General features: G+C 70.7%; 20 protein-coding genes. 12 read left to right on the forward strand and 8 right to left on the reverse strand.

What is annotated here, in order from left to right:
* Window positions 1-53 precede the first annotated feature (53 nt).
* Window positions 54-542 carry a sigma-70 family RNA polymerase sigma factor gene (locus ACIBF5_RS30045; protein ID WP_396816327.1) on the reverse strand — a complete coding sequence of 163 codons (489 nt, stop codon included), beginning with the start codon at window positions 540-542 and terminating at the stop codon, window positions 54-56.
* A 686-nt stretch (window positions 543-1,228) separates the two neighbouring features.
* Between ACIBF5_RS30045 and ACIBF5_RS30050 the strand changes: the two genes are divergently transcribed.
* Window positions 1,229-2,233: a phosphotransferase family protein gene (locus ACIBF5_RS30050; protein WP_396816304.1), complete on the forward strand. Its 1,005-nt coding sequence runs from the start codon at window positions 1,229-1,231 to the stop codon at window positions 2,231-2,233.
* A gap of 173 nt (window positions 2,234-2,406) precedes the next feature.
* Entirely contained in the window at window positions 2,407-3,717 is a 1,311-nt protein-coding gene (nhaA, locus tag ACIBF5_RS30055; protein WP_396816305.1) for a Na+/H+ antiporter NhaA, read from the forward strand.
* Between the two features lie 89 nt (window positions 3,718-3,806).
* Here nhaA and ACIBF5_RS30060 read toward each other — a convergent pair whose 3' ends face one another.
* From ACIBF5_RS30060 to ACIBF5_RS30070, 3 genes are all read right to left on the reverse strand, one after another.
* Complete coding sequence (locus ACIBF5_RS30060; protein WP_396816306.1) at window positions 3,807-4,229, reverse strand: roadblock/LC7 domain-containing protein; 423 nt, start codon at window positions 4,227-4,229, stop codon at window positions 3,807-3,809.
* The gene (locus tag ACIBF5_RS30065) at window positions 4,226-6,862 is read right to left on the reverse strand and encodes a nitrate- and nitrite sensing domain-containing protein (protein ID WP_396816307.1); all 2,637 of its coding nucleotides are present in this window, start codon (window positions 6,860-6,862) and stop codon (window positions 4,226-4,228) included. Before ACIBF5_RS30065 ends, ACIBF5_RS30060 begins: the two co-directional genes overlap by 4 nt.
* A 140-nt stretch (window positions 6,863-7,002) precedes the next feature.
* Window positions 7,003-8,373, reverse strand: a complete 1,371-nt coding sequence (locus tag ACIBF5_RS30070; RefSeq protein WP_396816308.1) for an FGGY family carbohydrate kinase — start codon at window positions 8,371-8,373, stop codon at window positions 7,003-7,005.
* 338 nt (window positions 8,374-8,711) lie between these two features.
* Between ACIBF5_RS30070 and ACIBF5_RS30075 the strand changes: the two genes are divergently transcribed.
* The gene (locus ACIBF5_RS30075; RefSeq protein WP_396816309.1) at window positions 8,712-10,622 is read left to right on the forward strand and encodes a chorismate-binding protein; all 1,911 of its coding nucleotides are present in this window, start codon (window positions 8,712-8,714) and stop codon (window positions 10,620-10,622) included.
* A 388-nt stretch (window positions 10,623-11,010) separates the two neighbouring features.
* Here the strand turns inward: ACIBF5_RS30075 and ACIBF5_RS30080 are convergent, their stop codons facing one another.
* Window positions 11,011-11,151, reverse strand: coding sequence for a hypothetical protein (locus tag ACIBF5_RS30080; RefSeq protein WP_396816310.1), 141 nt, complete (start codon window positions 11,149-11,151; stop codon window positions 11,011-11,013).
* A gap of 130 nt (window positions 11,152-11,281) precedes the next feature.
* Between ACIBF5_RS30080 and ACIBF5_RS30085 the strand changes: the two genes are divergently transcribed.
* A complete protein-coding gene (locus ACIBF5_RS30085; RefSeq protein WP_396816311.1) occupies window positions 11,282-11,560 on the forward strand; it encodes a hypothetical protein in 279 nt (92 codons plus the stop codon).
* 153 nt (window positions 11,561-11,713) lie between these two features.
* Here the strand turns inward: ACIBF5_RS30085 and ACIBF5_RS30090 are convergent, their stop codons facing one another.
* Entirely contained in the window at window positions 11,714-12,448 is a 735-nt protein-coding gene (locus ACIBF5_RS30090) for a hypothetical protein (RefSeq protein WP_396816312.1), read from the reverse strand.
* A 169-nt stretch (window positions 12,449-12,617) separates the two neighbouring features.
* On the opposite strand from ACIBF5_RS30090, the gene ACIBF5_RS30095 reads away from it, so the two are divergent.
* The gene (locus tag ACIBF5_RS30095) at window positions 12,618-13,190 is read left to right on the forward strand and encodes a snapalysin family zinc-dependent metalloprotease (protein WP_396816313.1); all 573 of its coding nucleotides are present in this window, start codon (window positions 12,618-12,620) and stop codon (window positions 13,188-13,190) included.
* Window positions 13,191-13,404: 214 nt separating this feature from the next.
* Here the strand turns inward: ACIBF5_RS30095 and ACIBF5_RS30100 are convergent, their stop codons facing one another.
* On the reverse strand, window positions 13,405-13,908 hold the full coding sequence (locus tag ACIBF5_RS30100; RefSeq protein WP_396816314.1) for a hypothetical protein: 504 nt from the start codon (window positions 13,906-13,908) through the stop codon (window positions 13,405-13,407).
* A 255-nt stretch (window positions 13,909-14,163) separates the two neighbouring features.
* On the opposite strand from ACIBF5_RS30100, the gene ACIBF5_RS30105 reads away from it, so the two are divergent.
* From ACIBF5_RS30105 to ACIBF5_RS30120, 4 genes are all read left to right on the forward strand, one after another.
* Window positions 14,164-15,855: a fibronectin type III domain-containing protein gene (locus tag ACIBF5_RS30105; RefSeq protein WP_396816315.1), complete on the forward strand. Its 1,692-nt coding sequence runs from the start codon at window positions 14,164-14,166 to the stop codon at window positions 15,853-15,855.
* Window positions 15,856-15,928: 73 nt separating this feature from the next.
* Window positions 15,929-16,600 (forward strand): hypothetical protein, encoded by a 672-nt coding sequence (locus tag ACIBF5_RS30110; protein ID WP_396816316.1) that lies wholly within the window; start codon window positions 15,929-15,931, stop codon window positions 16,598-16,600.
* Window positions 16,597-17,598, forward strand: coding sequence for a hypothetical protein (locus ACIBF5_RS30115; RefSeq protein ID WP_396816317.1), 1,002 nt, complete (start codon window positions 16,597-16,599; stop codon window positions 17,596-17,598). Before ACIBF5_RS30110 ends, ACIBF5_RS30115 begins: the two co-directional genes overlap by 4 nt.
* 63 nt (window positions 17,599-17,661) lie before the next feature.
* The gene (locus ACIBF5_RS30120) at window positions 17,662-18,231 is read left to right on the forward strand and encodes a DUF4291 domain-containing protein (RefSeq protein WP_396816318.1); all 570 of its coding nucleotides are present in this window, start codon (window positions 17,662-17,664) and stop codon (window positions 18,229-18,231) included.
* Window positions 18,232-18,234: 3 nt separating this feature from the next.
* Here ACIBF5_RS30120 and ACIBF5_RS30125 read toward each other — a convergent pair whose 3' ends face one another.
* Window positions 18,235-18,738, reverse strand: coding sequence for an Lrp/AsnC family transcriptional regulator (locus ACIBF5_RS30125; RefSeq protein WP_396816319.1), 504 nt, complete (start codon window positions 18,736-18,738; stop codon window positions 18,235-18,237).
* 72 nt (window positions 18,739-18,810) lie between these two features.
* Here ACIBF5_RS30125 and pdhA point away from each other — a divergent pair, with 72 nt between their 5' ends.
* The 3 genes from pdhA to ACIBF5_RS30140 are packed head-to-tail and all read left to right on the forward strand — an operon-like array spanning window position 18,811 to window position 22,435.
* Window positions 18,811-20,025: a pyruvate dehydrogenase (acetyl-transferring) E1 component subunit alpha gene (gene pdhA, locus ACIBF5_RS30130; protein WP_396816328.1), complete on the forward strand. Its 1,215-nt coding sequence runs from the start codon at window positions 18,811-18,813 to the stop codon at window positions 20,023-20,025.
* Entirely contained in the window at window positions 20,025-21,047 is a 1,023-nt protein-coding gene (locus tag ACIBF5_RS30135) for an alpha-ketoacid dehydrogenase subunit beta (protein WP_396816320.1), read from the forward strand. The genes pdhA and ACIBF5_RS30135 overlap by 1 nt, the downstream gene beginning before the upstream one ends.
* Window positions 21,044-22,435 (forward strand): dihydrolipoamide acetyltransferase family protein, encoded by a 1,392-nt coding sequence (locus ACIBF5_RS30140; protein ID WP_396816321.1) that lies wholly within the window; start codon window positions 21,044-21,046, stop codon window positions 22,433-22,435. Before ACIBF5_RS30135 ends, ACIBF5_RS30140 begins: the two co-directional genes overlap by 4 nt.
* The last annotated feature ends 76 nt before the right edge of the window (window positions 22,436-22,511 follow it).

Consider the following 22,511-nt stretch of genomic DNA (forward strand, 5'->3'; position numbering starts at 1 on the left):
AAAACCTGAATCGGGTTCACTATGATGCCTGATCAACTTCTCGGACCAGGGCGTCAGCCGGCCTCGGTCGACCCGATCGCCGCACGTAGTGCCCGTAATGCGTAGTGTGCCCGCGACTTGACCGTCCCCTCTGGTATGCCGAGCCTGGCGGCGGCCTCGTCGGTCGAGCGGCCGAGGAAGTACAGCTCGATCAGCACGGCCCGATGGGCGGCGCTCAGCTTGGGCAGAGCGCGCCGGACAGTCTGGGTGGCGACCACACCGTCAGTGACGTCGGCACTCTCGGGGAGCTGCGTCATATCGGGCATACCAACCTCGGTCGGCCGGGCCTTCCGGGCCCGAGCCGCGTCGATGGCGATCCGCCGGGCGACCGTGAACAACCAGCGCCGCAGCGCCTCGCTCTCGGGCGGCAGCCGGTCCAGGTGACGCCACGCCTGCAGCATGGTGTCCTGCAACAGGTCCTCCGCCACGTGCCGCTCGCCCCAGGTCAGCCGCAGCAGGAACCGGTAGAGCGGTTCGGCGTGATCGGCGTGCAGCGCCTGCATCCGCCCGGACGCCGAGTTGTCGGCCAACCACGCGCCATCGAGACTGGGCACAGTGGACTCTCGCACTCTGTCGACGTGGGAAGCCACGATCACCGAACTGCCTCTCAGTCAACAACCTCATGGTTCCCGGTCGATGTTTCCGTCCGCACCGCACTGGGCGCACCAACCGATGGTTCGGGGAAGCATAGGGTCGCGGCGGGTCCAATCAAGCAATTCAAAAAGACAAGTTTTGGTATACCACGTTGCCGTTACGAGCCATCGGGTTGGAGCGGCCACCGCCGGAGAACGTCGTCCACCAGAGTTTCCGCAGCTAATCGACTTTCGGCGGGCTCAACTGACGGATCCACCCCGCTTGGCTCGTGGTGGACTCCTCCAGCATTGCCGGGCATGCCGGCCATTGCCAGATGACCACCCTTTTGGTGCCTGCCCAAATGCTCACGCAGCGCAATCAACTTTCCTCCCGGACACTCCTGCGCCGAGGCGACTCCCAGGGAAATCGCGACGAGTTTCTCCCACCTGTCGTCTTTTCCCACCTGTCGTCGACGAAGCGGATCCGACGGAGAAACGGGAGGCCAACCCGCCACACAGCCCCCGCGCCGTCGAGCTTCGCCGACGCGGGGGTGGGTTACGGTGAAACCGCGAGAGCGCTCTACCGGGCGCACCGTCACGCATCAAGGATGGGCATCGTGGAGAGTCTGACCAAACTGCGGGTCACCGAAACCGAACTCGACGCGCTGGTCCGACGCGGGTTCGGCCCGGACGCCCGGATCGCACAGTGGCGGGAACTGACCGAGGGGCACTACAACGTCGCCTACGCGATCCAACTCGCCGATGGCGCCGACCTGGTCCTCAAAATCGCACCACCGCCGGGGTTGAAGCTGCTCAGCCACGAGGTCGATCTGATGCGTACCGAAATCGACTTCTTCCGCCGGGCCCGGGCCGGCGGTGTCGCCGTACCCGAAGTGGTCTTCGCGGACACCGAGCGGGACCTGGTCGGCAGCGACTTCGTCTTCCTCAGCCGGATCGACGGCGTCGCCCTGAACACCGTCCGGGACACGCTGAGTCCGACCGGCCTGGCCGCCGTGCGCGCCCAGGTCGCCGCCGAAACGGCCCACCTGCACACGATCACCGGCCCGGCGTACGGATATCCGCTGCGCAACAGCCGCAGCTGGCAGCCGACCTGGCGGATGGCGTTCGAGGCGATGGTACGGGACATCCTGGACGACGCCCTGCGCCTCGGCACCAGGCTGCCGATCGGCGTGGACGAGATCGGGGCACGGCTACGCCGCGCGGATCTACTGGACCAGGTCGACCGACCAGCACTGATCCACTTCGATCTCTGGGACGGCAACGTCTTCGTGCTGCCGGACGGCGTCGGTGGGGCGACGGTCACCGGTCTGATCGACGGCGAACGGGCCTTCTACGGCGACCCGGTGGCCGAGTTCGTGTCGATGACGCTCTTGCGGGACCCGGCGGAACTCCCGGATCTCGTCGCCGCCTACCGGGGCGCCGGCCACGAGTCGATCGAACTGACCCCGGACGTACGGCACCGACTCGCCCTCTACACCTGTTATCTCTACCTGATCATGTTGACGGAGGGTGCGACCCGGGGTTGGCAGGGACCGGAACGGGAGAGGTTCGAGGACCGGCTGGCCGGCCTGCTGACGGCCCAGCTCGATCAGCTCGGCTAGGCCACGGCATCACCCAAGGCCGTGACCCGACATCACCCACGCCGCGAGCCAGCCCTGTCGAGCCTCGATCCGGACCCGCCCCGGTGCCGAATCCCGGACCGGTAGGCTGGTCAACGGTGTGCCGGGAAGTCTGGTCGGCGATGCTTTCGTCGACCCTTCCGGAGGAGCCTCCCATGTCCGCACCATCCGGCAACACCGACCGCCAACGCCTGTTCGGGCGCGGTAGCTGGCCGGAGGTTCGCCGGATCGGTGACATTCTGCGTACCGAGACGGTCGGCGGGGCGCTGCTGCTCGGCGCGGCCGTGCTCGCCCTCGCCTGGTCGAACTCCCCCTGGGGCGACACCTACCGGGACATCGGCAACGCCGGGTTCGGGCCGGCGGCGCTGCACCTGGACCTCACCGTGGGGCAATGGTCGGCCGACGGGCTGCTCGCGATCTTCTTCTTCGTCGCCGGCCTCGAACTGAAACGCGAATTCGTCGCGGGCGATCTGCGCGACCCGCGCCGGGCGGCACTCCCGGTCGCCGCGGCGATCGGTGGAATGGCCGTACCCGCGCTGATCTACGTCGCGTTCAACGCCCGTACGCACGGCACCCTGGGCGGCTGGGCGATCCCGACCGCGACCGACATAGCGTTCGCACTCGCCGTCCTCGGCGTGATCAGCACCCATCTGCCGGCGGCGATGCGAACCTTCCTGCTCACCCTCGCCGTCGTCGACGACCTGATCGCGATCCTGATCATCGCGATCTTCTACACCACCTCACTGGACCTCGTCCCGCTCGGTCTGGCGGTGGTCCCACTGGCCCTCTTCGGCCTGCTGGTGCAACGCCGGGTCCGATCATGGTGGCTGCTGCTGCCACTGGCCGCGCTCACCTGGGCGCTCGTACACGCCTCCGGGGTGCACGCCACCGTCGCCGGGGTCCTGCTCGCCTTCACCGTGCCGGTGCTCCGCCGGGCGGAAGGAACCGGTCCGGGGCTTGCCGAACACTTCGAGCACCGCTTCCGCCCACTGTCGGCCGGCGTCGCCGTACCGATCTTCGCCTTCTTCGCCGCCGGGGTCTCGGTGGCCGGAGCCGGCGGCCTCGGCGCGACCGTCACCGACTCGGTCACCCTCGGCGTCGCGGTGGGCCTCGTCGCCGGGAAGACGATCGGGGTGTCCGGTGCGACCTGGCTGGTGCAGCGCTTCACCCGCGCCCGTCTCGCCGAGGGACTGAGCTGGTGGGACGTGCTCGGGCTCGCCCTACTCGCCGGGGTGGGCTTCACCGTCTCGCTGCTCATCGGCGAGCTGGCCTTCGGCCCCGGCAGCGAACGCGACGAGCACACGAAGATCGGTGTCCTGCTCGGCTCCCTGGCTGCGGCGCTACTCGCGACGGTGGTGCTGCGGGCTCGCAACCGCCACTACCAGAACCTCTGTGAGGTCGAGGAACGCGACATCGACGCCGACGGCGTACCGGACGCGTACCAGGTCTCGGACCCGCCGCGCTGAAGACCCGCGACGGCGAGGCGGGCCCGACGCACCCGGCCGGCGGCGTACCGCTCGGCGCCGGTCCGGCCGGGCCTCCCCCTCCCGCTGTGTCAGCGGGGCAACGCCTGCTGCAACTCGGCCCGCAGGGCCGGCGTCAGCATCTCACCAGCCTGCTTCGCCAGCCGGGCCATCTCGTAGCCGACGACGCCGATGTCGGCGTCCGTGGCGGCGAGGGTGGCCAGGATGGAACCGTCCCGCACCTGCATCACCAGGAAGTAGCCGCGCCCCATCTCGACCACGGTCTGCTTGACGATGTCACCGTCGAACATCTGGGCAGCGCCGGCGGTGATGCTCATCAGCCCCGAGGTGACGGCGGCCAGCTTGTCGGCATGATCGCGAGGCAGGTGGTCCGAGACTGCGACCAGCAAGCCGTCCGCTGAGACCACGATCGCGTGCGCTACCCCGGGCACCCGCTCGGCAAAACCACTCACCAGCCAGTTGAGGTCTCGTGCCGCTTGACTGAGCGTCGTCACTGTTGCTCCTCTTCCTTGCCAGCGCCGGCCGGCGCCATGGTTATCTCGGTGGTCTCCTCGGCCTCGGCCCGCCGCACGCCCCCGTAGAACTTCGACAGCATGCCACCCACCGCCTCCGGATCGGGTTCCTGCCGTGGGACGGGTGCGGCCTGTGGTGACGGTTCGTTGGCCGACGGCAACTGGGCCATCGGCACCCGGACCGGCAGGCCGTTCGCGTTCACCCTGACAGTGACCTGCGCCGTTCCCGCCACCCGGACCGGCGGGGCGGCGGCGGCAGGTGGCGCGGTGGCATCAGCCGCTGACGCGGCGGCACCGCCAGCCTGGGCGGCGACGGCAGTGGCTGCCACCGGGGCGCCAGCGTTGCCCTTGCCCTGCCGTGACCACCAGGTGCTGCCGGCCATCGCACCACCGGCCGCCGGGGCCAAGACGTCCTCAGCGCGGGTCGGCACGTTCCGGGACGGCCGGCGGGTGGTCTTGCGACCCGGCGGACGCCCGGCGATCGGCTGTTCGTCGAGTCCGGGCAACCCGTTGGGCATCCCGGACCCGGCGCGGGGCCCACCGGACGCACCGGCCGGCAGCCCGGCCAGCATCCGCCGGTTCGGAACGGCCTGCTCCAACTCCGCCTGCGACGGGGGTGCGGCCAGCAGCGCCGGTGGCAGCAGGATCGAGGCGAGCACCCCGTGTTCCAGCGCCCGCAGCCGTACCTGAATGTGCTGCCGTGCGGCCAGGTGGCTGACGACGAAGAGCCCCATCCGCTCGGAGGCGGCCACGTCGGCGGCGGGCGGTTCGGCGAGCAGCTCGTTCGCTTCGTCGATGGCGCTCTGGCTCATGCCGAGGCCGTCGTCGACGATCTCGATGAGCCCCGCCCCCGGCGCCTCCGCTCGGCCGGAGATCCGCACCAGGGTCTCCGGCGGGGAGAAGGTCGCCGCGTTCTCTAGCAGTTCGGCAAGGAGGTGCACCAGGTCCGCCACCGCGTGCCCGACGATGTGGAGCTGGTCGGCGCTCTCGTGCCGTACCCGCTGGTACTGCTCCACCTCGGCGACCGCGGCGAGCATCACCGCGGAGAGCGGCACCGGCCGATTCCAGCGCCGGGTCGACTCGGTGCCGGCCAGCACCAGAAGGCTGTCGTCGTTACGCCGCATTCTCGCCGCGAGATGGTCCAGTTTGAACAGGTTGTCGAGCTGGTCGGGGTCGCTCTCCTCTCGCTCCAGGTCGTCGAGGAGTTCGAGCTGACGCTCGACCAGCAGTTGGCTGCGTCGGGCCAGGTTGACGAACATCGCGTTGACGTTGCGCCGCATCACCGCCTGCTCGACCGCGACCGTCACCGCGCTGCGGTGCACCGCGACGAACGCCTCGGCCACCTCACCGATCTCGTCCATCGAGCGGACCATGGCCGGTGGCACCTCGATCTGCGGCACCCCGGACTCGACCGTACGGAGTCGCTCCAGCGCCTCGGGAAGATCGATCTGGGCAACCTGCAGGGCCTGTGCCCGCAGCAGACGCAGAGAGCTGTTCAGCGATCGGCCGATGACGACCGAGGTGGCCAACCCGATCAGGAGGACGCCCAGCACACCACCGGCGACGAGCAGGGTCTCGCGCAACTGGTCCGAGCTTCGCTCCTCGGCCGCACGTGCGGCGTCGCCCAGCACGGCGGCCTCGACCTGGCGCAGCAGATCCTGCCGGTGCTGGCTGACCCGCCACCATTCGTCCGCCGACAGCACCTGGGGGGTGCCGGCGCCCACGGCGATGGTCTCCTCCTCCATCTTGATCGCGTTCTGGAAGGCGGGGTCGGCGGCGGCCTGCTGGTAGAGCTGGATCTGCGGGGTGGTCGCGGCAACCCGGAAGTCACCGAGCGCGGTGAGCTGCTGTGCCCGCAGATCGGTCAGCTCGACCCCGTCGTCGAGGTCGTACCGGCCGGCGCGGGCGGCACTGTAGAGGGTGCTCCGGATACGTGAGCTGATCTCCTTGACCCGTGCGATCTGCACGTACCGCAGCACCCGGTTGGTCAGGTCGGGCTGGTCGTCGCCGGGCGACGGCTCGGCGAGGAGGGTGAGCAGGGCGTCGATCGACCGGTTGTAGTTGCCCAGCACGGTGTTGACGCTGAGCACCCCGGCCGGGACCGCCGCCCGGACGTCGGGCAACTGGCGCAGTGCGTCCTGGACCCGAGAGTAGGAGACCCGCCAGGATGCGTCGACGTCGACGAGCGGCTGCGCCGCCTGCTGCAACTGGGTGGTGGCCACGTTGGCGGCGTCGTACGTCGACTTCAGGGCGGCCTGGATCTGCCCCGGATCGGCCCGACCGCCCGAGCGGGCCACCGCGGCGAGTTCACCGGCCGTGCGGTCACGTTCCGCCTGCAACTCGTGGACCAGCGCGGTGATCTGCCGCCCGATCGTCACTTCCTGGGAGAACTCACCGAGGACGTTGGCCTGGCCGAGCAGAGTCCCGGTCTGCACGGTCGCGACCACCAGGAACGCCACCGACGGGATGATCAGCACGGCACCGAGTTTGACCCGCAGTCGCCAGTCGCGCAGCCGCAGCGGCGATCGCCGCCGATGCGGCACGACGCGTACGTCGAGCCGGCGGCGCCGATGGGTGGGCACCCCGCTGCCCGAGGGGTCAAGAGCAGCAGCCACCACGCCTCCTACTTTCCTCGATGCCGGGCACGTCGAGGAGCGGGGTTCATCTCAACCAGGCAAGAGATCCCTGTCAACCATCCGAACTGCGGCGCGGCACAGGAAGGATACTGTGGCCCAGTCGCGGGTGCCGGACTCGCCTAGTGACCCTCATCCGTCCGGCTGATACGTTCGAGCGTGACCCCGTCGTGAAACCGACCGATGGCGATCAATGCGGCTCCGGTGGCGCCGATCTCCGGATTCCTTACGTGGCTCACCCTCCGTGGTTTCAACGCGGCCACAAAAGCGTCCCGCCACCAGTTGGAGGCGGCCACCGCACCACCGCCGAGTACCACCTCGACCGGGTAGTCCACCGTGGACTCGATCTCGGCCAGGTCGGCCGCCACCTGCCTGCACAGGGCATCCATCAGGCCGGCGAAGATATCGACCGCCCGGGTGCCGAAGCCGAGATTGTGGACGTGCCCGGAGCCGGCCGGGGCGAGCCCCGGTGGCCGGTCACCGCCGAGCCGCGGATCCGCCACCAGAGTGTTACCGGGTGTGATCGCGGAAAGGGCCGCTTCCAGCTCCGGTCCGGCCGGTAGCCGCAGCACTTTGTTGGCCCAGGCGAAGAGATTACCTCCGGCGGAATAGGCGGTCCCGGTGACGATGTGCCGGTGGTCCACCCGGTACCGCCACAGCCCGCTCGGCAGCGGCGGCAGCATCGCGCCGGCCGGGGCCGCCTGGACCAGACGTACGGCCGCCGAGGTGCCGACGGTGACCGCGGCCCGGTACGGGTCGACGCAACCGGATCCGACGTTGGAGGCCGCCCCGTCCCCGGTCGGCGCGGCCCACGGGACACCTGCCAGCGACGGCCAGCGACGCACCAGGTCGGCGCGGAGCCGGCCGGTCCAGTCCACCGGCGCCAGCTCCGGCAACTCGTCGCGCGTCGCGCCGGCGAGCTCGCGCGCCTCGGGGTCCCAGTTCAGGGTGCGCAGGTCGAGCAGGCCGGTGCCGGACGCCTGGGAGACCGACATCGGCGCGTCCTCCAGCAGGGCGCCGAAGGCGTACTCGACGAGTCCGACGAAACGGGCCGGGCGCCCGCCCAGCCTCTCGCGCAGCCAGGGCAGTCGTACGCTCCAGTAGAACCGGTGCCACCAGGTGCCGGTGCGGTGGTGGAAGGCTTTCATGTCCTCCGGGCCGGTCGCGCCCGTGGTCGGGGTCGATCGACTGTCCAGCCAGGTCAGCACCGGCCCGAGCGGGCTGCCGTCGTGGTCGAGGGGCAGCACCGAGTGCCACTGGGCGGCGGTGGCGACCAGGCCGATCTGGTCGAGGTGTCCCGCGCGGTGCAGCTCGTCCAGGCAGGCTTCGAGCGCGGCCAGGTATTCGGCCGCGTCGAGGGTGGCGGCACCGTCGTCGCCGATCGTGATGGCCATCTTCCGGCGGGCCAGAGCACCGGGCAGCGGCACGGCGTCGGCGTCGAGGACCAGCCCCCGTACCGATGAGGTGCCCAGATCGAGCGCGAGAATGTTCATCGCCGGCCACCGTACCCGGCTGGGGTTTCCGGTACTCCCACGGTGCCGGACGACCGCGCCGGCCCGGTCCCCCAGTCCCCCAGAATCGATCGACCGGAGGCGATCGGTTCGCCGGGTCCGGTCCACCCTGTGGACGCCGGCCGGGCCGGTCGCCGGCATTGTCCGGGACGGCTCGTAGCGTCCGGGACATGTTCACGCGCTCGCGATCCTGGTGGCCCGCCAACCTGGCGGCCGACCTCCGCGCGTAGTTCTTCCACGCGGCCGCCCAGCGCGGCGGCCGCCGTTCCCCCCGCTCCCCGGCCGTCACGTCGGACAGCCCCTGAGCCGAGGGAACGACAATGGACCTGCTCTCGTACCTGCTCACGTCGATCGCCGCCGGCACCGATCCCGGGCCGTTCGCGATCATCCGCCACGGCGACGCCCCGGAGCTCAAGGTGTTCACCGGCGAGCTTCGTACGGTCGAACAACTCGCCGACATCCCGCTGCCCTCGGGTCCTGCGGGTCCCCGCACCCTGGCCCTGGTGCCGTACCGGCAGATCGTGGAGCGCGGTTTCGCCTGCGTCGACGACGGAACGCCGCTGGAGTGTCTGACCATCGGGGCGCAGCAGCAGGTGCCGCTGGCGCAGGCGCTGGCCGCCCTGCCCGACATGGCGGTACGCACGGAAGGCGGCGCCTTCGACCTGAGCGACGAGGAGTACGCCGAGATCACCCGACAGGTCGTACGGGAGGAGATCGGCCGGGGCGAGGGGGCGAACTTCGTCGTCCACCGCAGCTACCGGTCCACCGTCGTCGGCCCGCCGCTGACCGCCGCGCTGGCAGCCCTGCGCCGGCTGCTCACCGCCGAGCGCGGCGCCTACTGGACCTTCGTGACGTACACCGGGACCCGTGTCCTGGTCGGGGCGAGCCCGGAGCGGCACGTCAGCGTCGAGGACGGGCTGGTGATGATGAACCCGATCAGCGGCACCTTCCGGCATCCGGACGGGCCGGCGGACCGGGCGGCGCTGCTGCGCTTTCTGGCCGACCCGAAGGAGATCGACGAGCTCTACATGGTGCTCGACGAGGAACTGAAGATGATGGCGACGGTCGCCGAGCACGGCGGACAGGTGGTCGGGCCGTACCTGAAGGAAATGTCGCATCTGGTGCACACCGAGTACCTGCTCGCCGGCCGGGGCTCGCGGGACGTACGCGAGGTGCTGCGCGAGACGATGTTCGCCCCCACGGTCACCGGTTCCCCGATTGAGAACGCCTGCCGGGTGATCGCCCGTCGGGAGCAGGGCCGGGGGCGGGGTTACTACGCCGGGGTGCTGGCGCTGCTCGGCGTCGACGACCAGGGCCGGCAGACCCTTGACGCGCCGATCCTGATCCGGACGGCGGAGATCTCGCCGGAGGGCGCGTTGCGGGTGCAGGTCGGGGCCACCGTGGTCCGTCACTCGACCCCGGAGGGGGAGGTGGCCGAGACCCACGCCAAGGCCGCCGGGGTGCTCGCCGCGCTCGGCCTGCGTCCCGCCGCCCCGGCGGGCGGAGCCGGGGTGCCGGACCGGCTCGCCGACGACCCGGAGGTGCAGGCCGCCCTGGCCGCCCGCAACGATCGGCTCGCCCGGTTCTGGCTGGAGCAGCGTGCCCCGGGGGCGGTGCTGGTGCCGGCGCTCGCCGGCCGGCGGGTGCTGATCATCGACGGGGAGGACACCTTCACCGGCATGCTGACCCACCAGTTGCGGGCCCTGGGGCTCACCGTCGATCTGTGCCCCTGGTACGACCCGACCCTGCCACAGCTCGCCGACGCCGACCTCGTCGTGGTCGGTCCCGGTCCGGGCGATCCGAGCCGGGTCGACGACCCGAAGATGGCCACCCTTCGGCTGCTCCTCACCGGCCTGCTCGGGCAGGGACGCCCGATGCTCGCCATCTGCCTCGGCCACCAGCTCCTCTCCGGGCTGCTCGGGCTGCGCCTTGGCCGCCGGGAGGCATCCTACCAGGGGCTGCAACGCGAGGTCGACCTCTTCGGGAGAGTGCGTCGGGTCGGGTTCTATTCGAGTTTCACCGCACACGCCGACGCCGACGAGCTGGTCACCCCGTACGGGCCGGTCCGGGTCGCCCGGGACGCGACGGACGGCGCGGTGCACGCCCTGCGCGGCCGTTCCTTTGCTGGGGTGCAGTTCCACCCCGAGTCGGTGCTGAGTCAGGACGGGCTGGCCGCCCTGGGTGACCTGCTCAGCCGGCTGCTTCCCGCGTCGGCGGCACCGCCGCGCTGACGTCTCGGCGCCCCGGCGTGGCGCCACCGCCTCCGCTTGCCCCCGGCGTGGCGCAGCCCGACTCCGTCGGCGGGAGTCGGGCTGCGCATAGTCCGCGTGTTCCTGGGTAGGCATCAGACAAGCCGGTGGTCCGAGCGGGTTGAGAGCCCTCGCTCGGACCACCGGTTCGTCTTCCGTGGTCAGGCGCCGGCCGTCGGCCGGCCGCTGGGGTCGGCGGCGGTGATCGCCGAGCGGGCGGCGCGACGGAGCATCGCGGCACTGGTCCGGCTCGTCATCAGGTAACCCCCCTCGCCCGCTTCGTGGCGACCGCGGCCTACCCGCTGCACGTATCCCGAAACATCGAGGCCCGCCGCTGGTGCCCGGCGGCCGGGCCGCCCCCGGTCCGGGGTCAGCCGGCCCGGCCTCCCGTCCGACCGCTGGCCGGGGCGGAAAACACCTGTTCCACCTCACCCAGCTGGTGCCCCTGGTAGATCTGGCGTTGTACGTCGACGACCGGCGGCTCCCGGCGGATGTCGGTCCGGCCGGGCATCGAACCGCCGCGACCGTACCGGGAGGAGCCGGCCGACGGCAGGTGGTATCTGGTTCGAGTTGCCGCGTTGCCGGCGACAGGTTGACCGGCGCCGCGGCTGGGTACCGCGGACCCGACGAAGGGAGCACCTATGTCGGAGCCACACGTGACACTGGACCCGGGCGGGCTGAGCCCTGCTCTGGAGAGTCTGCGGGAGCCGCTGGAGCAGCAGCTCAGCTCGGCGCTGAGGGCGGCGGCGGACCGGATTCGGGCGGGGTACGCGGGCGAGCCGGTGGAGGAGGTCTGCCGGCGGCTGCTCGACGAGACCCGGTCGGGCCTGCACCCGGACATCGCGGAAGGCTTCACCCCGGACATGGACGAGTTCTGTCGGGTGGCCATCGCGATCGTCCGGCACGAGGTCCATCATTGAACCGGACGAGGTCCATCATTGAACCGGACGAGGTCCATCATTGAACCGGTTCCCGGTTCGACACCTGACCGGCTCCGGCGGGTGGAGCCGGTCAGGTCGGTCCGGAACGGCCGCCCCGGTGATCCGCCGTACGTCGGCCGGCGGGGCCGCCGGTCAGCGGCGCCGTACGTCGACCGCCACGATCCTGGTTCCGTCCGGGCGGGTCAGTTGCAGCGCCCGGATCGGCAGGGCGTGGTCGCTGCCGGCCGGCACCTGCAGACCGAGTCCGTAGCTGACGTAGCCCTCGTAGTCGCCGGCGGAGCCGTAACCGCGCAGGGTGGGATGGCCCAGTCGCGGGTCGGGTGAGCTGACGATCGAGGATCTGCCCTGCTCGTCGTGGGCCTGGGCCGGGTTGAACTCGATGTACACGAAGGCGTTGCCGGGCAGCTTCACCGGGTCGCCGCTGCCTACCGTGGTCACCTGGGGCACGTAGGAGATCTGGTAGCCGGGTGTCCCGTTCCGGAAGGCGAAGGTGATCCGGGTGAAGTCCTCGTCGGGGTGGTCGCCGACACGTACCTCGACCAGCAGCGGCAGCGGCGGGCCGGGTGGGGGCACGACCGGCAGCCGTACCTTGTTGTCGACGTGCACCGGTTCGCTCGGCACGCCCCAGTTCCAGGTCACCCGGTAGTCCCTGACGCCGGGGCCGGGGCTCGCCGGGTCGGGTGGGTCGGTCGAGGCGGCCGGGCCGGACGGGGTGGTCGCTGGGCCGGTCCCGGGCGTGCCCGCTCCGGCCGCCGTGGTGGCGGCGGGGGGCGGCTGGCTGGGCGGGTCGGCGGGGCCGGCGGTCGAGCAGCCGGCGGCGAGCAGCACCGCGGCGAAGAAGAGCATCGGTACGCGTTGACGAGTCATGCACCTGTGACGCGTACCGCCGCCGACCGGTTTACCAGCGGGGCGGGGAACGTACAGATCGCCCAAGATCCGTAGTCATACCAGATCACTGGACAAAAGAGGATATTGAAATCGACATATCTAGATGTTTAAGATCCTGGCACCCCTAGCACGTATTGGAGAGTGAGCTATGACCTCACGAAGAGTCAGCCGGCTCCTGGTTGCACTCCTGACGGCGGGCACCATGATCGGTGCCACGGTCGCCAGCCCGTCGGCAGCCTCGGCCGACGCGTCGATCGCCGCCACGGTCTGCTACAACACCAGCCAGGCCGGCAGTTTCGCCGGCATCGCCAATCAGGCCGCGACGATCTGGAACAACGCCACCGTCAACCTGACCCTCTCCAACTGCGGCTCGAACCTGCGGATCTACCAGATCACCGGCGGCGGCTCGTACGCCGTACGCACCAGCCTCGGCAACGGCCGGGTCTACATCGACACCCAGCAGGCCGCGCAGTACAACCCGCTGCGGATCATGACGCACGAGATCGGCCACATTCTCGGCCTGCCGGACAACTACAACGGCAACTGCGCGCTGCTGATGTCCGGCGGCAGCGCCGGGACCAGTTGCACCAACCCGTACCCGAGCACCGCCGAGGCCAACCGGGTGAGCAACCTCTTCGCCGGCACGCTGGCCAGCACCGACACCGGCAGCCAGGTCTTCCGCGACAGCTGGCCGATCTTCTCCGCCGCACCGGTGGGCTGACCCCTCCAGTCCCCCACCCGGTCCCCTGCCCTCCTCCCCGTGGCGGGACCGCGACCGGGGGCCGGCGCCTTCCGCGCCGGCCCCCGGTCCCCGCGATCAGGTGCCCGGTCCGCACCGGGATCTAGCAGCTCAGGGCAAGGGCCGTCGTACGTCCATCATCGACAAGACGGGCATGTCACCGCGCCGGCCACGCGCCCGACCTCGGTGCACCGTCTCAGTGCACCAGCGGCACCATGTTCCGGGTGATCTTCCCGTCCGGGTTGTAGACCACGCACATGATGTCCCGGTCCCCGTCAGCCCAGGTCTCGGCGGTCGGCAGGATCGGGAAGTAGTCCAACCCGGACTCTTCCCGGCCGACCCAACGCCGGTTGAAGTCCTTACCGCACTCGGCCCAGCCGTACGCGGCCACCGCCGGCCGGTCCCAGGGCCCGTCCTCGACGTGCACGAAGCCGTACGACTCGTTGTCGGCCCGCTCCTCGCACGCCTTGTAGACCACCACCACGTCATTCGACCGCGCGGAATAGGCCGGGTCGGAGAAACACTCGCCGCCTTCGATGTTGAGGATGCCGGTGGTCTCCGCGCTGATGAAGTCGTCCCCCTTGACGGCGATCGGCTGCGGCGGCTCGGCCCTCGGGAACACCCCGATCAACGCCACGGCGGCAATCGCGGCCCAGCGGCGACGACTCCTCAGCAGGGGGTTCGGCAGGGCGAGAGTCATCGATGCGACCTGTTCTGGGCGGCGGTACGGGGCACCGGGCGGACCCCGCCGCATGGTAGGCGGGCGTTCGTTAACGTCCAGCGGACAACACCCGTCCGGCCGGCAACCGGCGAATGACGCCCCACTCTGGAATCACCAAAGTGATCTTCAGTTCACCTGGTGGTCAGCCTGACGTCGGTTAGCTGTCGGGGTACTCCGACTCAATGCGGAGGTTCGCCGCGCTCCCGCTGGCGGACAGTCCACTTCTCTTGAGGGGTGACCCCTACCTTGAACGACAACAAGCGACCGTGGATCACGGGCTCGCGGCGCGCGAAGCTCGCCGCCGTGGGTGCCGCCGCGCTGATCATTGGCGGCGTCGCGTTCGGCCCGTCGGCGTTCGGTGACGCCGCGCCGACGAAGTTCCCGGCGGCCGAGATCTACAAGCCCTCCCCGATGCCCGACCGGGTCATCCTGACCCCGACCGCCACCCCGGCCACCTCGCAGAAGGTGACCTGGCGGGCCGAGGCTTCCGCCGAGTGGGCGCAGGCCCAGATCCTTGAGGCGCCGAAGGCCCTCGGCGAGGTCGTGCCGGCCGCCGGCGCGGTCTCCACCGTCAAGGCGAGCGCAAACTCGTCGGTGAACACCTCGCTCGGCTACGCCTCGAACTACCACACCGTCGAGTTCACCGGCCTGAAGCCGAACACCCGGTACACCTACCGGGTCGGCGACGGCACCAACTGGGGCGAGTGGTCCGACTTCACCACCGCCGCCGAGGGATTCTCGCCGTTCTCGTTCATCTACTACGGTGACGCGCAGAACTACCTCGACTCGGCGCTGCCGCGCGTGTTCCGGCAGGCGTTCGCCGACCGGCCCGAGGCCAAGATGATCGTCAACGCCGGTGACCTCATCGACAGCGCGAACAGCGAAGAGCAGTGGGGCCAGTGGTTCGACGCTGACGGCTTCATCAACAGCCAGGTCAACAACATCGCGATCCCGGGTAACCACGAGTACAGCGGCTCCGCGCTCTCGTCGTTCTGGGCACCGCAGTTCCCGTTCCCGGCGAACGGCCCGCAGTGGCCGGCCGGGATGGAGTCGGCCCTGGACAAGACCGCTTACTACACCGACTACCAGGGTGTGCGGTTCATCGGGCTGAACAGCAACGTGCAGAGCATCCCCGAGGTCATGGCCGTGCAGACCGCGTGGCTCGAGGGTGTCCTCAAGAACAACCCGAACAAGTGGACCGTGGTCACCTTCCACCACCCGGTCTACTCGAACACCGGCACCCGCAACAACCCGCAGGTCCGCGACCAGTGGGGCCCGCTGCTGGAGAAGTACGGCGTGGACCTGGTCCTCCAGGGCCACGACCACTCGTACGCCCGGGGCAACGTGGCGGCGAACCGCAAGTCGACCACCGTGCACAACGGCACCGCCTACGTCGTCTCCGTCTCCGGCGGCAAGATGTACGAGCTCAACGGTGGCGAGAACTGGACCGGCAACGGTGCGGAGATCACCAACCGGGACGAGAACATCCAGCTCTACCAGATGATCGACGTCGAGAAGGACTCGATCCGCTTCGAGGCCCGCACGGCCAACGGTGAGCACCAGGACGGCTTCCTCATCCGCAAGAACGACGCGGGTGTCCGGACCGTCAACGAGCTCCGCACCCCGGAGAACACCACCGGTGAGCGGGCCCTGGCCAGCAAGACCACCGTCGCGGTGGGCGAGAAGGTCGGCGTCAAGGCGTACAACTACGACCCGAACGAGACCGTGAGCGTGTACCTGCGCAGCACCACCGCGGCCGACAGCAACAAGGGCGTCCTGATCGCGTCCAAGAAGGCTGACGAGCTGGGTCAGTTCAACTACACCTTCGCCGTGCCGGAAGGCACCAAGAAGGGCAGCACCCAGGTCATCTACCTGGTCAGCGAGACCCAGAAGATCACCACCCCGGTGATCACCATCAGCAAGTAGCAGTCCCGTCCCGGGTGCGGATCGGCCACCACGGCCGCTCCGCACCCGGTCCGGTTCCCGGACAGGAGACATCGTGACCATCCGTACGCGCGCGTCGGCGGGTGCGCTGCTGGGTGCCCTGGCCGCGCTGGTCGCGGTCACCCTCCCGGCCACCCCGGCCTCCGCCCACCCGTTCGGCCCACCGGCCACCGCCAAACTCGACGGCGACGGTTCGCACGTCAGCATCGCCTGGCACGCCGCCGAGGACGACTGGGTGGCCCTCGGCCAGTCGCTCGGCGCGTTCGAGAACCCGGCCACGGGCAAGGTGGAGACCGGGCTCACCGGGGAACAGAAGCTCCAGCGCTCCCCCGCCGTGCGGGACTACCTGCTGGAGCGGATCACGGTCAGCCAGGCCGGGAAGCGCTGCGCGAGCCGCCTCGACACGCTCGAACAACTGCTCAAGAAGGGCGCCCGGGTCAGCTTCGAGTGCCCCGAACCGGTCTCCGACGTCGAGGTCACGGTCAGCGCGCTCACCGACCTGAACGAGGCGTACCGCACGGCGCTCACCGCGGACATCCAGATGACGCCTTCGGAGGCGCTCTTCACCGCGACCGAGGGCACCCACCAGGTCCGGCTGAACGCCGGTAAGGGCGGCGGCAGCCCGTCCGCGGTCGGCACGGTCGCCGCCGGTACGGGCGTCGCGGCAGTGGCAATCCTCGCCGGTGTGCTGGTCAGCCGTCGGCGACGGACGAGGAGGACGGCATGACCGGGATCAACGCGCTGGACAACCACCTGATCGCGCTCTTCGACAGCGGGGCGGTGTTCTGGCTCGCCCTGTTGGTGGCGCTCGGTGTCGGCGCCGCCCACGCGGTAGCCCCGGGGCACGGCAAGAGCGTCACGGCCGCGTACCTGGTCGGCACGAGGGGTCGCTACCGGGACGCGGTGCGCCTCGGCGCGATCGTCGCCCTGATGCACACCTTCTCCGTACTCGTGCTCGCCCTGGTCTGGGTCGGTCTGACCGGCGCCGCGAGTTTCAGCACCAAGTCGGTCACCGCCTGGCTCCAGGTGTTCGCCGGACTCGTGGTGATCGGTGTCGGCGCCCACCTCACCTACCGTCACCTGCGCGGCCACGGCCACGGCCATTCGCACTCCCATGGTCATTCGCACGGTCATTCACACGGCCCTGACCACTCGCACGACCACGGACCGGACGCCGATCACTCGCACGACCACGGGCCGGACGCCGATCACTCGCACGACCACGGGCCGGACGCCGATCACTCGCACGACCACGAGTCGGACCAGGTCACCGTCGGGCACGCGCACCACGACCACGCCGGGTCGGGTACCGCGACCGCCACGCTCACCGCCGACCCCGTCACGCGGGCGGAGCCGGCCCACCACCATCACCACGACGACGCACCCGAGCTGACCAACCCGTGGTCGCGCCGAGGGCTGCTCGCACTCGGCCTCTCCGGTGGCCTGCTGCCGTCACCGTCGGCGTTCCTCGTGCTGGTCAGCGGCCTGCTCACCGGACGGGCGTTGGACGCCGTGATCCTGGTGATCGTGTTCGGCGTCGGCATGGCGGTCACCCTGACCGGGGTCGGCGTGCTCACCATCCGGGGGTACGCGCTGCTCGCCGGCCGGGCCCGCCGCTGGTCGCCGGTCGCGAAGCTGATCGGTTGGGTGCCGGCCGCCGCCGGTGTGGTGGTCGCCATCGGGGGCTGCCTCTACGTCGCCGCCGCCCTCACCATCCTCACCTGAGAGACGGCGGCCACCGGGCAAAACCCGGGTGCGGCGTCGCGTGGCGTCGGCGATCATGCCGTGGTGACCGTCCCCGCCCGCCAGATCCGCGCACTCCACACCACCGACACGATCACCGTGTACCAGGCGTTTTCGCCAGCGATCGCGGAACCGGCGCTGGCGGCGGGACGGTTCGTCGCGCCGTTCAAACGGGAGCGGATGACCTGGATCAAGCCGTCGTTCCTCTGGATGATGTACCGCTGCGGCTGGGCGGAGAAACCGGGCCAGGAACGGGTGCTGGCGGTCGAGATCACCCGCGATGGTTTCGCATGGGCGCTCGCACACGCCTGCCTCAGCCACTTCGACCGCGACCAGCACACCGACCGCGCCGCCTGGGCCCGACAGTTGAAGACCAGTCCGGTACGGGTGCAGTGGGATCCGGAACGGTCACTGCGACTCGGGGCGCTGCCGTACCGCTCGTTGCAGGTCGGCCTGTCGGGCGAAGCCGTCCACCGGTACGTCGACGAGTGGACCGTGACGATCACCGACGTGACCCCGACCGTACGCCGGATCCGGGAGTTGCTGCGCGCCGGTGACGAACGCGGCGCCACGGCCCTGCTGCCGGAGGAACGCCCGTACCCGCTGACGGACTAGCGCTCAGGTCCAGGCGGGCGCCCCGTCGAACTCCTCGAAGACGAGCCAGGTCCGGGTGGAGAGCACGCCGGCTATGCCCTGCACCCGGTTGAGTACCACGTCCCGCAACGCGGCGTTGTCCGGAGCGCGGACCAGCGCCAGCACGTCGTGATCCCCGCCGAGCAGGGCGGCGTGTTCGATGTAACGCACCCGCCCCAGCTCCGCCGACACCTCACGCCAGGTGTTCTGCTCGATCTTGAGCGCGATGTACGCCGACGTGCCCAACCCGGCCCGCTCCGGCACCACCTGGGCCCGGAACCCGGTGATCACACCGTCCTGGAGCAGCCGCTCCACCCGCGCGTACGCGTTGGTTCTGGAGATGTGGATCCGTTCGGCGAGGGTACGGATGGACGTCCGGCCGTCCCGTACCAGCTCGTCGAGGATCCGCCGGTCGACCTCGTCGAGGGGTCGGGCCGATCGTCCCGTTTCCGCCAGGAACGGGCCGGGTGACTGGTCGTCCTGATCCATTTGCACGCATCCCCTCTGCCATTCGTCCCGCGTTTTCTGGGGATCTTGAGTCAAACATCCGAGGGCGTGAGCATAGGCCCACCACACGTCCAGGAGGTCCCCGCCGTGACGACCACACCCCAGGCGGTCCGCAGGGCATCCCCGCGTACCCGTCGGGCGGCCACCCCGCCCGACCCGGCCCGCGCCCTGCTGCCCAACGCCGACCCGGTCCGGATGCTCGACGAGCACGGCAACCGGCTGCCCGACCGGGCCGACTACGCCGAACCACCGATCGACACGCTGCGCGAGCTGTATCGACGCATGGTCATCGGCCGGCGGTTCGATACCCAGGCCACCGCCCTGACCAAGCAGGGCCGGTTGGCGGTCTACCCGTCCGCGCGCGGCCAGGAGGCGTGCCAGGTCGGCGCGATGCTCGCGGTCCGCCCGACCGACTGGGTCTTCCCGACCTACCGCGAGTCGATGGCGCTGGTCTCCCGGGGCATCGACCCGGTCGAGGTGCTGACCCTGCTGCGCGGAGACTGGCACTGCGGGTACGACCCCGCCGCGCGCCACACCGCCCCGCAGTGCACCCCGCTGGCCACCCAGACCGTGCACGCCGCCGGGCTCGCCTACGGCGAGGCGTACCAGGGCCGGGACACGGTGGCGCTGGCGTTCATCGGCGACGGCGCGACCAGCGAGGGCGACTTCCACGAGGGAGTCAACTTCGCCGCCGTGTTCAAGGCGCCGGTGGTCTTCTTCGTGCAGAACAACCGGTACGCGATCAGCGTGCCGCTCTCCCGGCAGACCGCCGCGCCGTCGCTGGCCTACAAGGGCGTCGGCTACGGCGTGCCGAGCGAGCAGGTCGACGGCAACGACCCGGTGGCGGTGCTGGCGGTGCTGAACCGGGCCGTCGCCCACGCGCGGGCCGGCAACGGGCCGTTCCTCGTCGAGGCGCACACGTACCGGATGGAGCCGCACACCAACGCCGACGACGCCACCCGCTACCGCGACGGCGCCGAGGTCGACGCCTGGCGGGACCGTGACCCGGTCAACCGGCTGGCGGCGTACCTGCGGCATGCCGGTGCGTGGGACGACGCGGCCGAGGCGGCGTTGGCGGCCGAGGCGGAGGCGTACGCGGCCGACCTGCGGGCGCGGATGAACACCCAACCGACCGTTGACCCGCTCAGCCTCTTCGACCACGTCTTCGCCGAGCCCACGCCGCAACTGCGGGAACAACGCGAGCAGATCCGCGCCGAACTCGCCGCCGAGGACGAGCAGGGCACCGACGACGAGCAGGGAGCACGTTGATGGCCGGCACCACGATGGCCAAGGCGCTGAACAGGGCGCTGGCCGACGCGATGGCCGCCGACGAGCGGGTGGTGGTCTTCGGTGAGGACGTCGGCCAACTCGGCGGGGTCTTCCGGATCACCGACGGGCTGCTGGCCCGGTTCGGCGACCAACGCTGTTTCGACACACCGCTGGCCGAGGCCGGCATCGTCGGTTTCGCGGTCGGGATGGCGATGTCCGGGCTGCGGCCGGTGGTCGAGATGCAGTTCGACGCGTTCGCCTACCCGGCGTTCGAGCAGATCGCCTCGCACGTCGCGAAACTGCGCAACCGGACCCGGGGCGCGCTGAGCGTGCCGATCGTGATCCGGGTGCCGTACGCCGGAGGCATCGGAGGGGTCGAGCACCACTGTGACTCCAGCGAGGCGTACTACGCCCACACCCCGGGCCTGAAGGTCGTCACCCCGGCCACGGTCGCGGACGCGTACTCACTGCTGCGCGAGGCGATCGCCGATCCGGACCCGGTCGTCTTCATGGAACCGAAGAAGCTCTACTTCGCCAGTGACGAGGCCGCCCTGCCGGTGGCCGCCGAGCCGTTCGGTCGCGCCGTGGTCCGTCGCCCCGGACGCGACGCCACCCTCGTCGCGTACGGACCCTCGGTGCCGGTCGCCCTGGAGGCCGCCGAGGCCGCCGTCGCGGAGGGCTGGGATCTTGAGGTCGTCGACTGCCGCACGATCGTGCCGTTCGACGACGAGACGATCACGGCCTCGGTTCGCCGTACCGGCCGGTGCGTGGTGATCCAGGAGGCGCAGGGCTTCGCCGGCGTCGGCGCCGAGATCGCCGCCCGGGTGCAGGAACGCTGCTTCCACTCGCTGCACGCGCCGGTGTTGCGGGTCACCGGGCTGGACATCCCGTACCCGGCACCGATGCTCGAACACACCCACCTGCCGAACGTCGACCGGGTGCTCGACGCGGTCGCCCGGCTCCAGTGGGACGACCAGCCAGACCGGCGCTGGTTGCCGACGCTCGAAGGCAGCGCGGCATGAGCACCGTCGGCACCCAGCGGGTGTTCCTCCTGCCCGACCTGGGGGAAGGTCTCACCGAGGCGGAGATCGTGCAGTGGCGGGTCGCGGTCGGTGACCTGGTGACCGTGGACCAGAGCGTCGTCGAGGTGGAGACCGCCAAGGCGGTCGTCGACGTGCCCTGCCCGTACGCGGGCCGGGTCGTCGCCCTGCACGGCGCGGAGGGTGAGGTGCGCCCGGTGGGTCAGCCACTGATCACCGTGGCGCCCCTGGACGCCGGATCGGACACCCCGGCCGAGCCCGTCGCGCACGCCACCTACCGGGAGGAGGAGCGGGCCGGCTCGGGCAACGTGCTGATCGGGTACGGCACCGGCCACGGCGGCGGAGGTCGGCGCCGCCGACGTCCCCGGGCGGTGGCCGGAGAGCAGGTGCGCCCGACACCCGGGCCGCAGGCCGTGCCCCCCGCACCCGCCCCGACCCCGACCCCGGCGCCTGGCCCGGTCACCGTGATGGCGCGGCCGGCTGGCGGGGCGCCGCTGGTCCTGTCGCCGATCGTCCGGCGGCTTGCCCGGGAACACGGCGTGGACCTGGCCGGACTGGGCGGCAGTGGACCCGGTGGCGTGATCCGCCGGGCCGACGTCGAGACCGCCGCACTGGCGGCACGAGCGGCGACCGTTGCGCCGCCGGACGAGACAGCCACGTCGGCCGAACCGGCCACCACGGATGTGATCATCCCGTTGACCGGGGTGCGCAAGGTGATCGCGGACAAGCTCTCCCGCAGCCGACGGGAGATCCCCGAGGTCACCATCTGGGTGGACGTGGATGCCACCGCGCTGCTCGACACGCGGGCGGCGATCAACGCGGCCCGCCCGGAACAGCCGGTGAGCATCCTCGCGCTGCTGGCCCGGATCTGCCTCAGCGGGCTGCGTCACTACCCGCAACTCAACGCCCGGGTCGACACCGAGGGCCAACGGGTCATCCAGTCCGCCGGGGTGCACCTGGGCATCGCGGCGCAGACCGACCGGGGCCTGGTCGTCCCGGTGCTGCGCGACGCCCAGCAGCTCACCACCAGCGAACTCGCCACCGAACTCGCCGCGACGACGGCGGCGGCCCGCGCCGGTACGCTGCCGCCGGCCCGGCTGACCGGTGGCACCTTCACGCTGAACAACTACGGCGTGTTCGGTGTCGACGGATCGACCCCGATCATCAACCACCCGGAGGCGGCGCTGCTCGGTATCGGTCGCATCGTCGACAAACCGTGGGTGGTCGACGGTGCGCTCGCGGTCCGCAAGGTGACCCAGCTCAGTCTCACCTTCGATCACCGGGTCTGCGACGGTGGCGTCGCCGGGGGCTTCCTGCGGCACGTCGCCGACTGTGTCGAACGCCCGGCCATGCTCATCGCGTACGCCTGACCGCACGGACGCGCCGGCTCCGGTCAGCACCGGGGCCGGCGCGTGTCAGCACCTGGGCCGGCGCGTTGCCGGGTCA

Origin of the sequence: Micromonospora sp. NPDC050417 (genome assembly GCF_044458865.1) — a bacterium.
GTDB lineage: Bacteria > Actinomycetota > Actinomycetes > Mycobacteriales > Micromonosporaceae > Micromonospora_G.

Excerpts from the sequence above, each read along its gene's own strand:
- ACIBF5_RS30115 (WP_396816317.1), top strand. The coding sequence starts at position 16,597 with ATGACCGGGATCAACGCGCTGGACAACCACCTGATCGCGCTCTTCGAC.
- ACIBF5_RS30045 (WP_396816327.1), bottom strand. The coding sequence starts at position 542 with ATGCAGGCGCTGCACGCCGATCACGCCGAACCGCTCTACCGGTTCCTG.
- ACIBF5_RS30090 (WP_396816312.1), bottom strand. The coding sequence starts at position 12,448 with ATGACTCGTCAACGCGTACCGATGCTCTTCTTCGCCGCGGTGCTGCTC.
- ACIBF5_RS30095 (WP_396816313.1), top strand. The coding sequence starts at position 12,618 with ATGACCTCACGAAGAGTCAGCCGGCTCCTGGTTGCACTCCTGACGGCG.
- ACIBF5_RS30140 (WP_396816321.1), top strand. The coding sequence starts at position 21,044 with ATGAGCACCGTCGGCACCCAGCGGGTGTTCCTCCTGCCCGACCTGGGG.
- ACIBF5_RS30075 (WP_396816309.1), top strand. The coding sequence starts at position 8,712 with ATGGACCTGCTCTCGTACCTGCTCACGTCGATCGCCGCCGGCACCGAT.
- nhaA (WP_396816305.1), top strand. The coding sequence starts at position 2,407 with ATGTCCGCACCATCCGGCAACACCGACCGCCAACGCCTGTTCGGGCGC.
- ACIBF5_RS30125 (WP_396816319.1), bottom strand. The coding sequence starts at position 18,738 with ATGGATCAGGACGACCAGTCACCCGGCCCGTTCCTGGCGGAAACGGGA.
- ACIBF5_RS30070 (WP_396816308.1), bottom strand. The coding sequence starts at position 8,373 with ATGAACATTCTCGCGCTCGATCTGGGCACCTCATCGGTACGGGGGCTG.
- ACIBF5_RS30080 (WP_396816310.1), bottom strand. The coding sequence starts at position 11,151 with ATGCCCGGCCGGACCGACATCCGCCGGGAGCCGCCGGTCGTCGACGTA.
- ACIBF5_RS30085 (WP_396816311.1), top strand. The coding sequence starts at position 11,282 with ATGTCGGAGCCACACGTGACACTGGACCCGGGCGGGCTGAGCCCTGCT.
- ACIBF5_RS30135 (WP_396816320.1), top strand. The coding sequence starts at position 20,025 with ATGGCCGGCACCACGATGGCCAAGGCGCTGAACAGGGCGCTGGCCGAC.
- ACIBF5_RS30100 (WP_396816314.1), bottom strand. The coding sequence starts at position 13,908 with ATGACTCTCGCCCTGCCGAACCCCCTGCTGAGGAGTCGTCGCCGCTGG.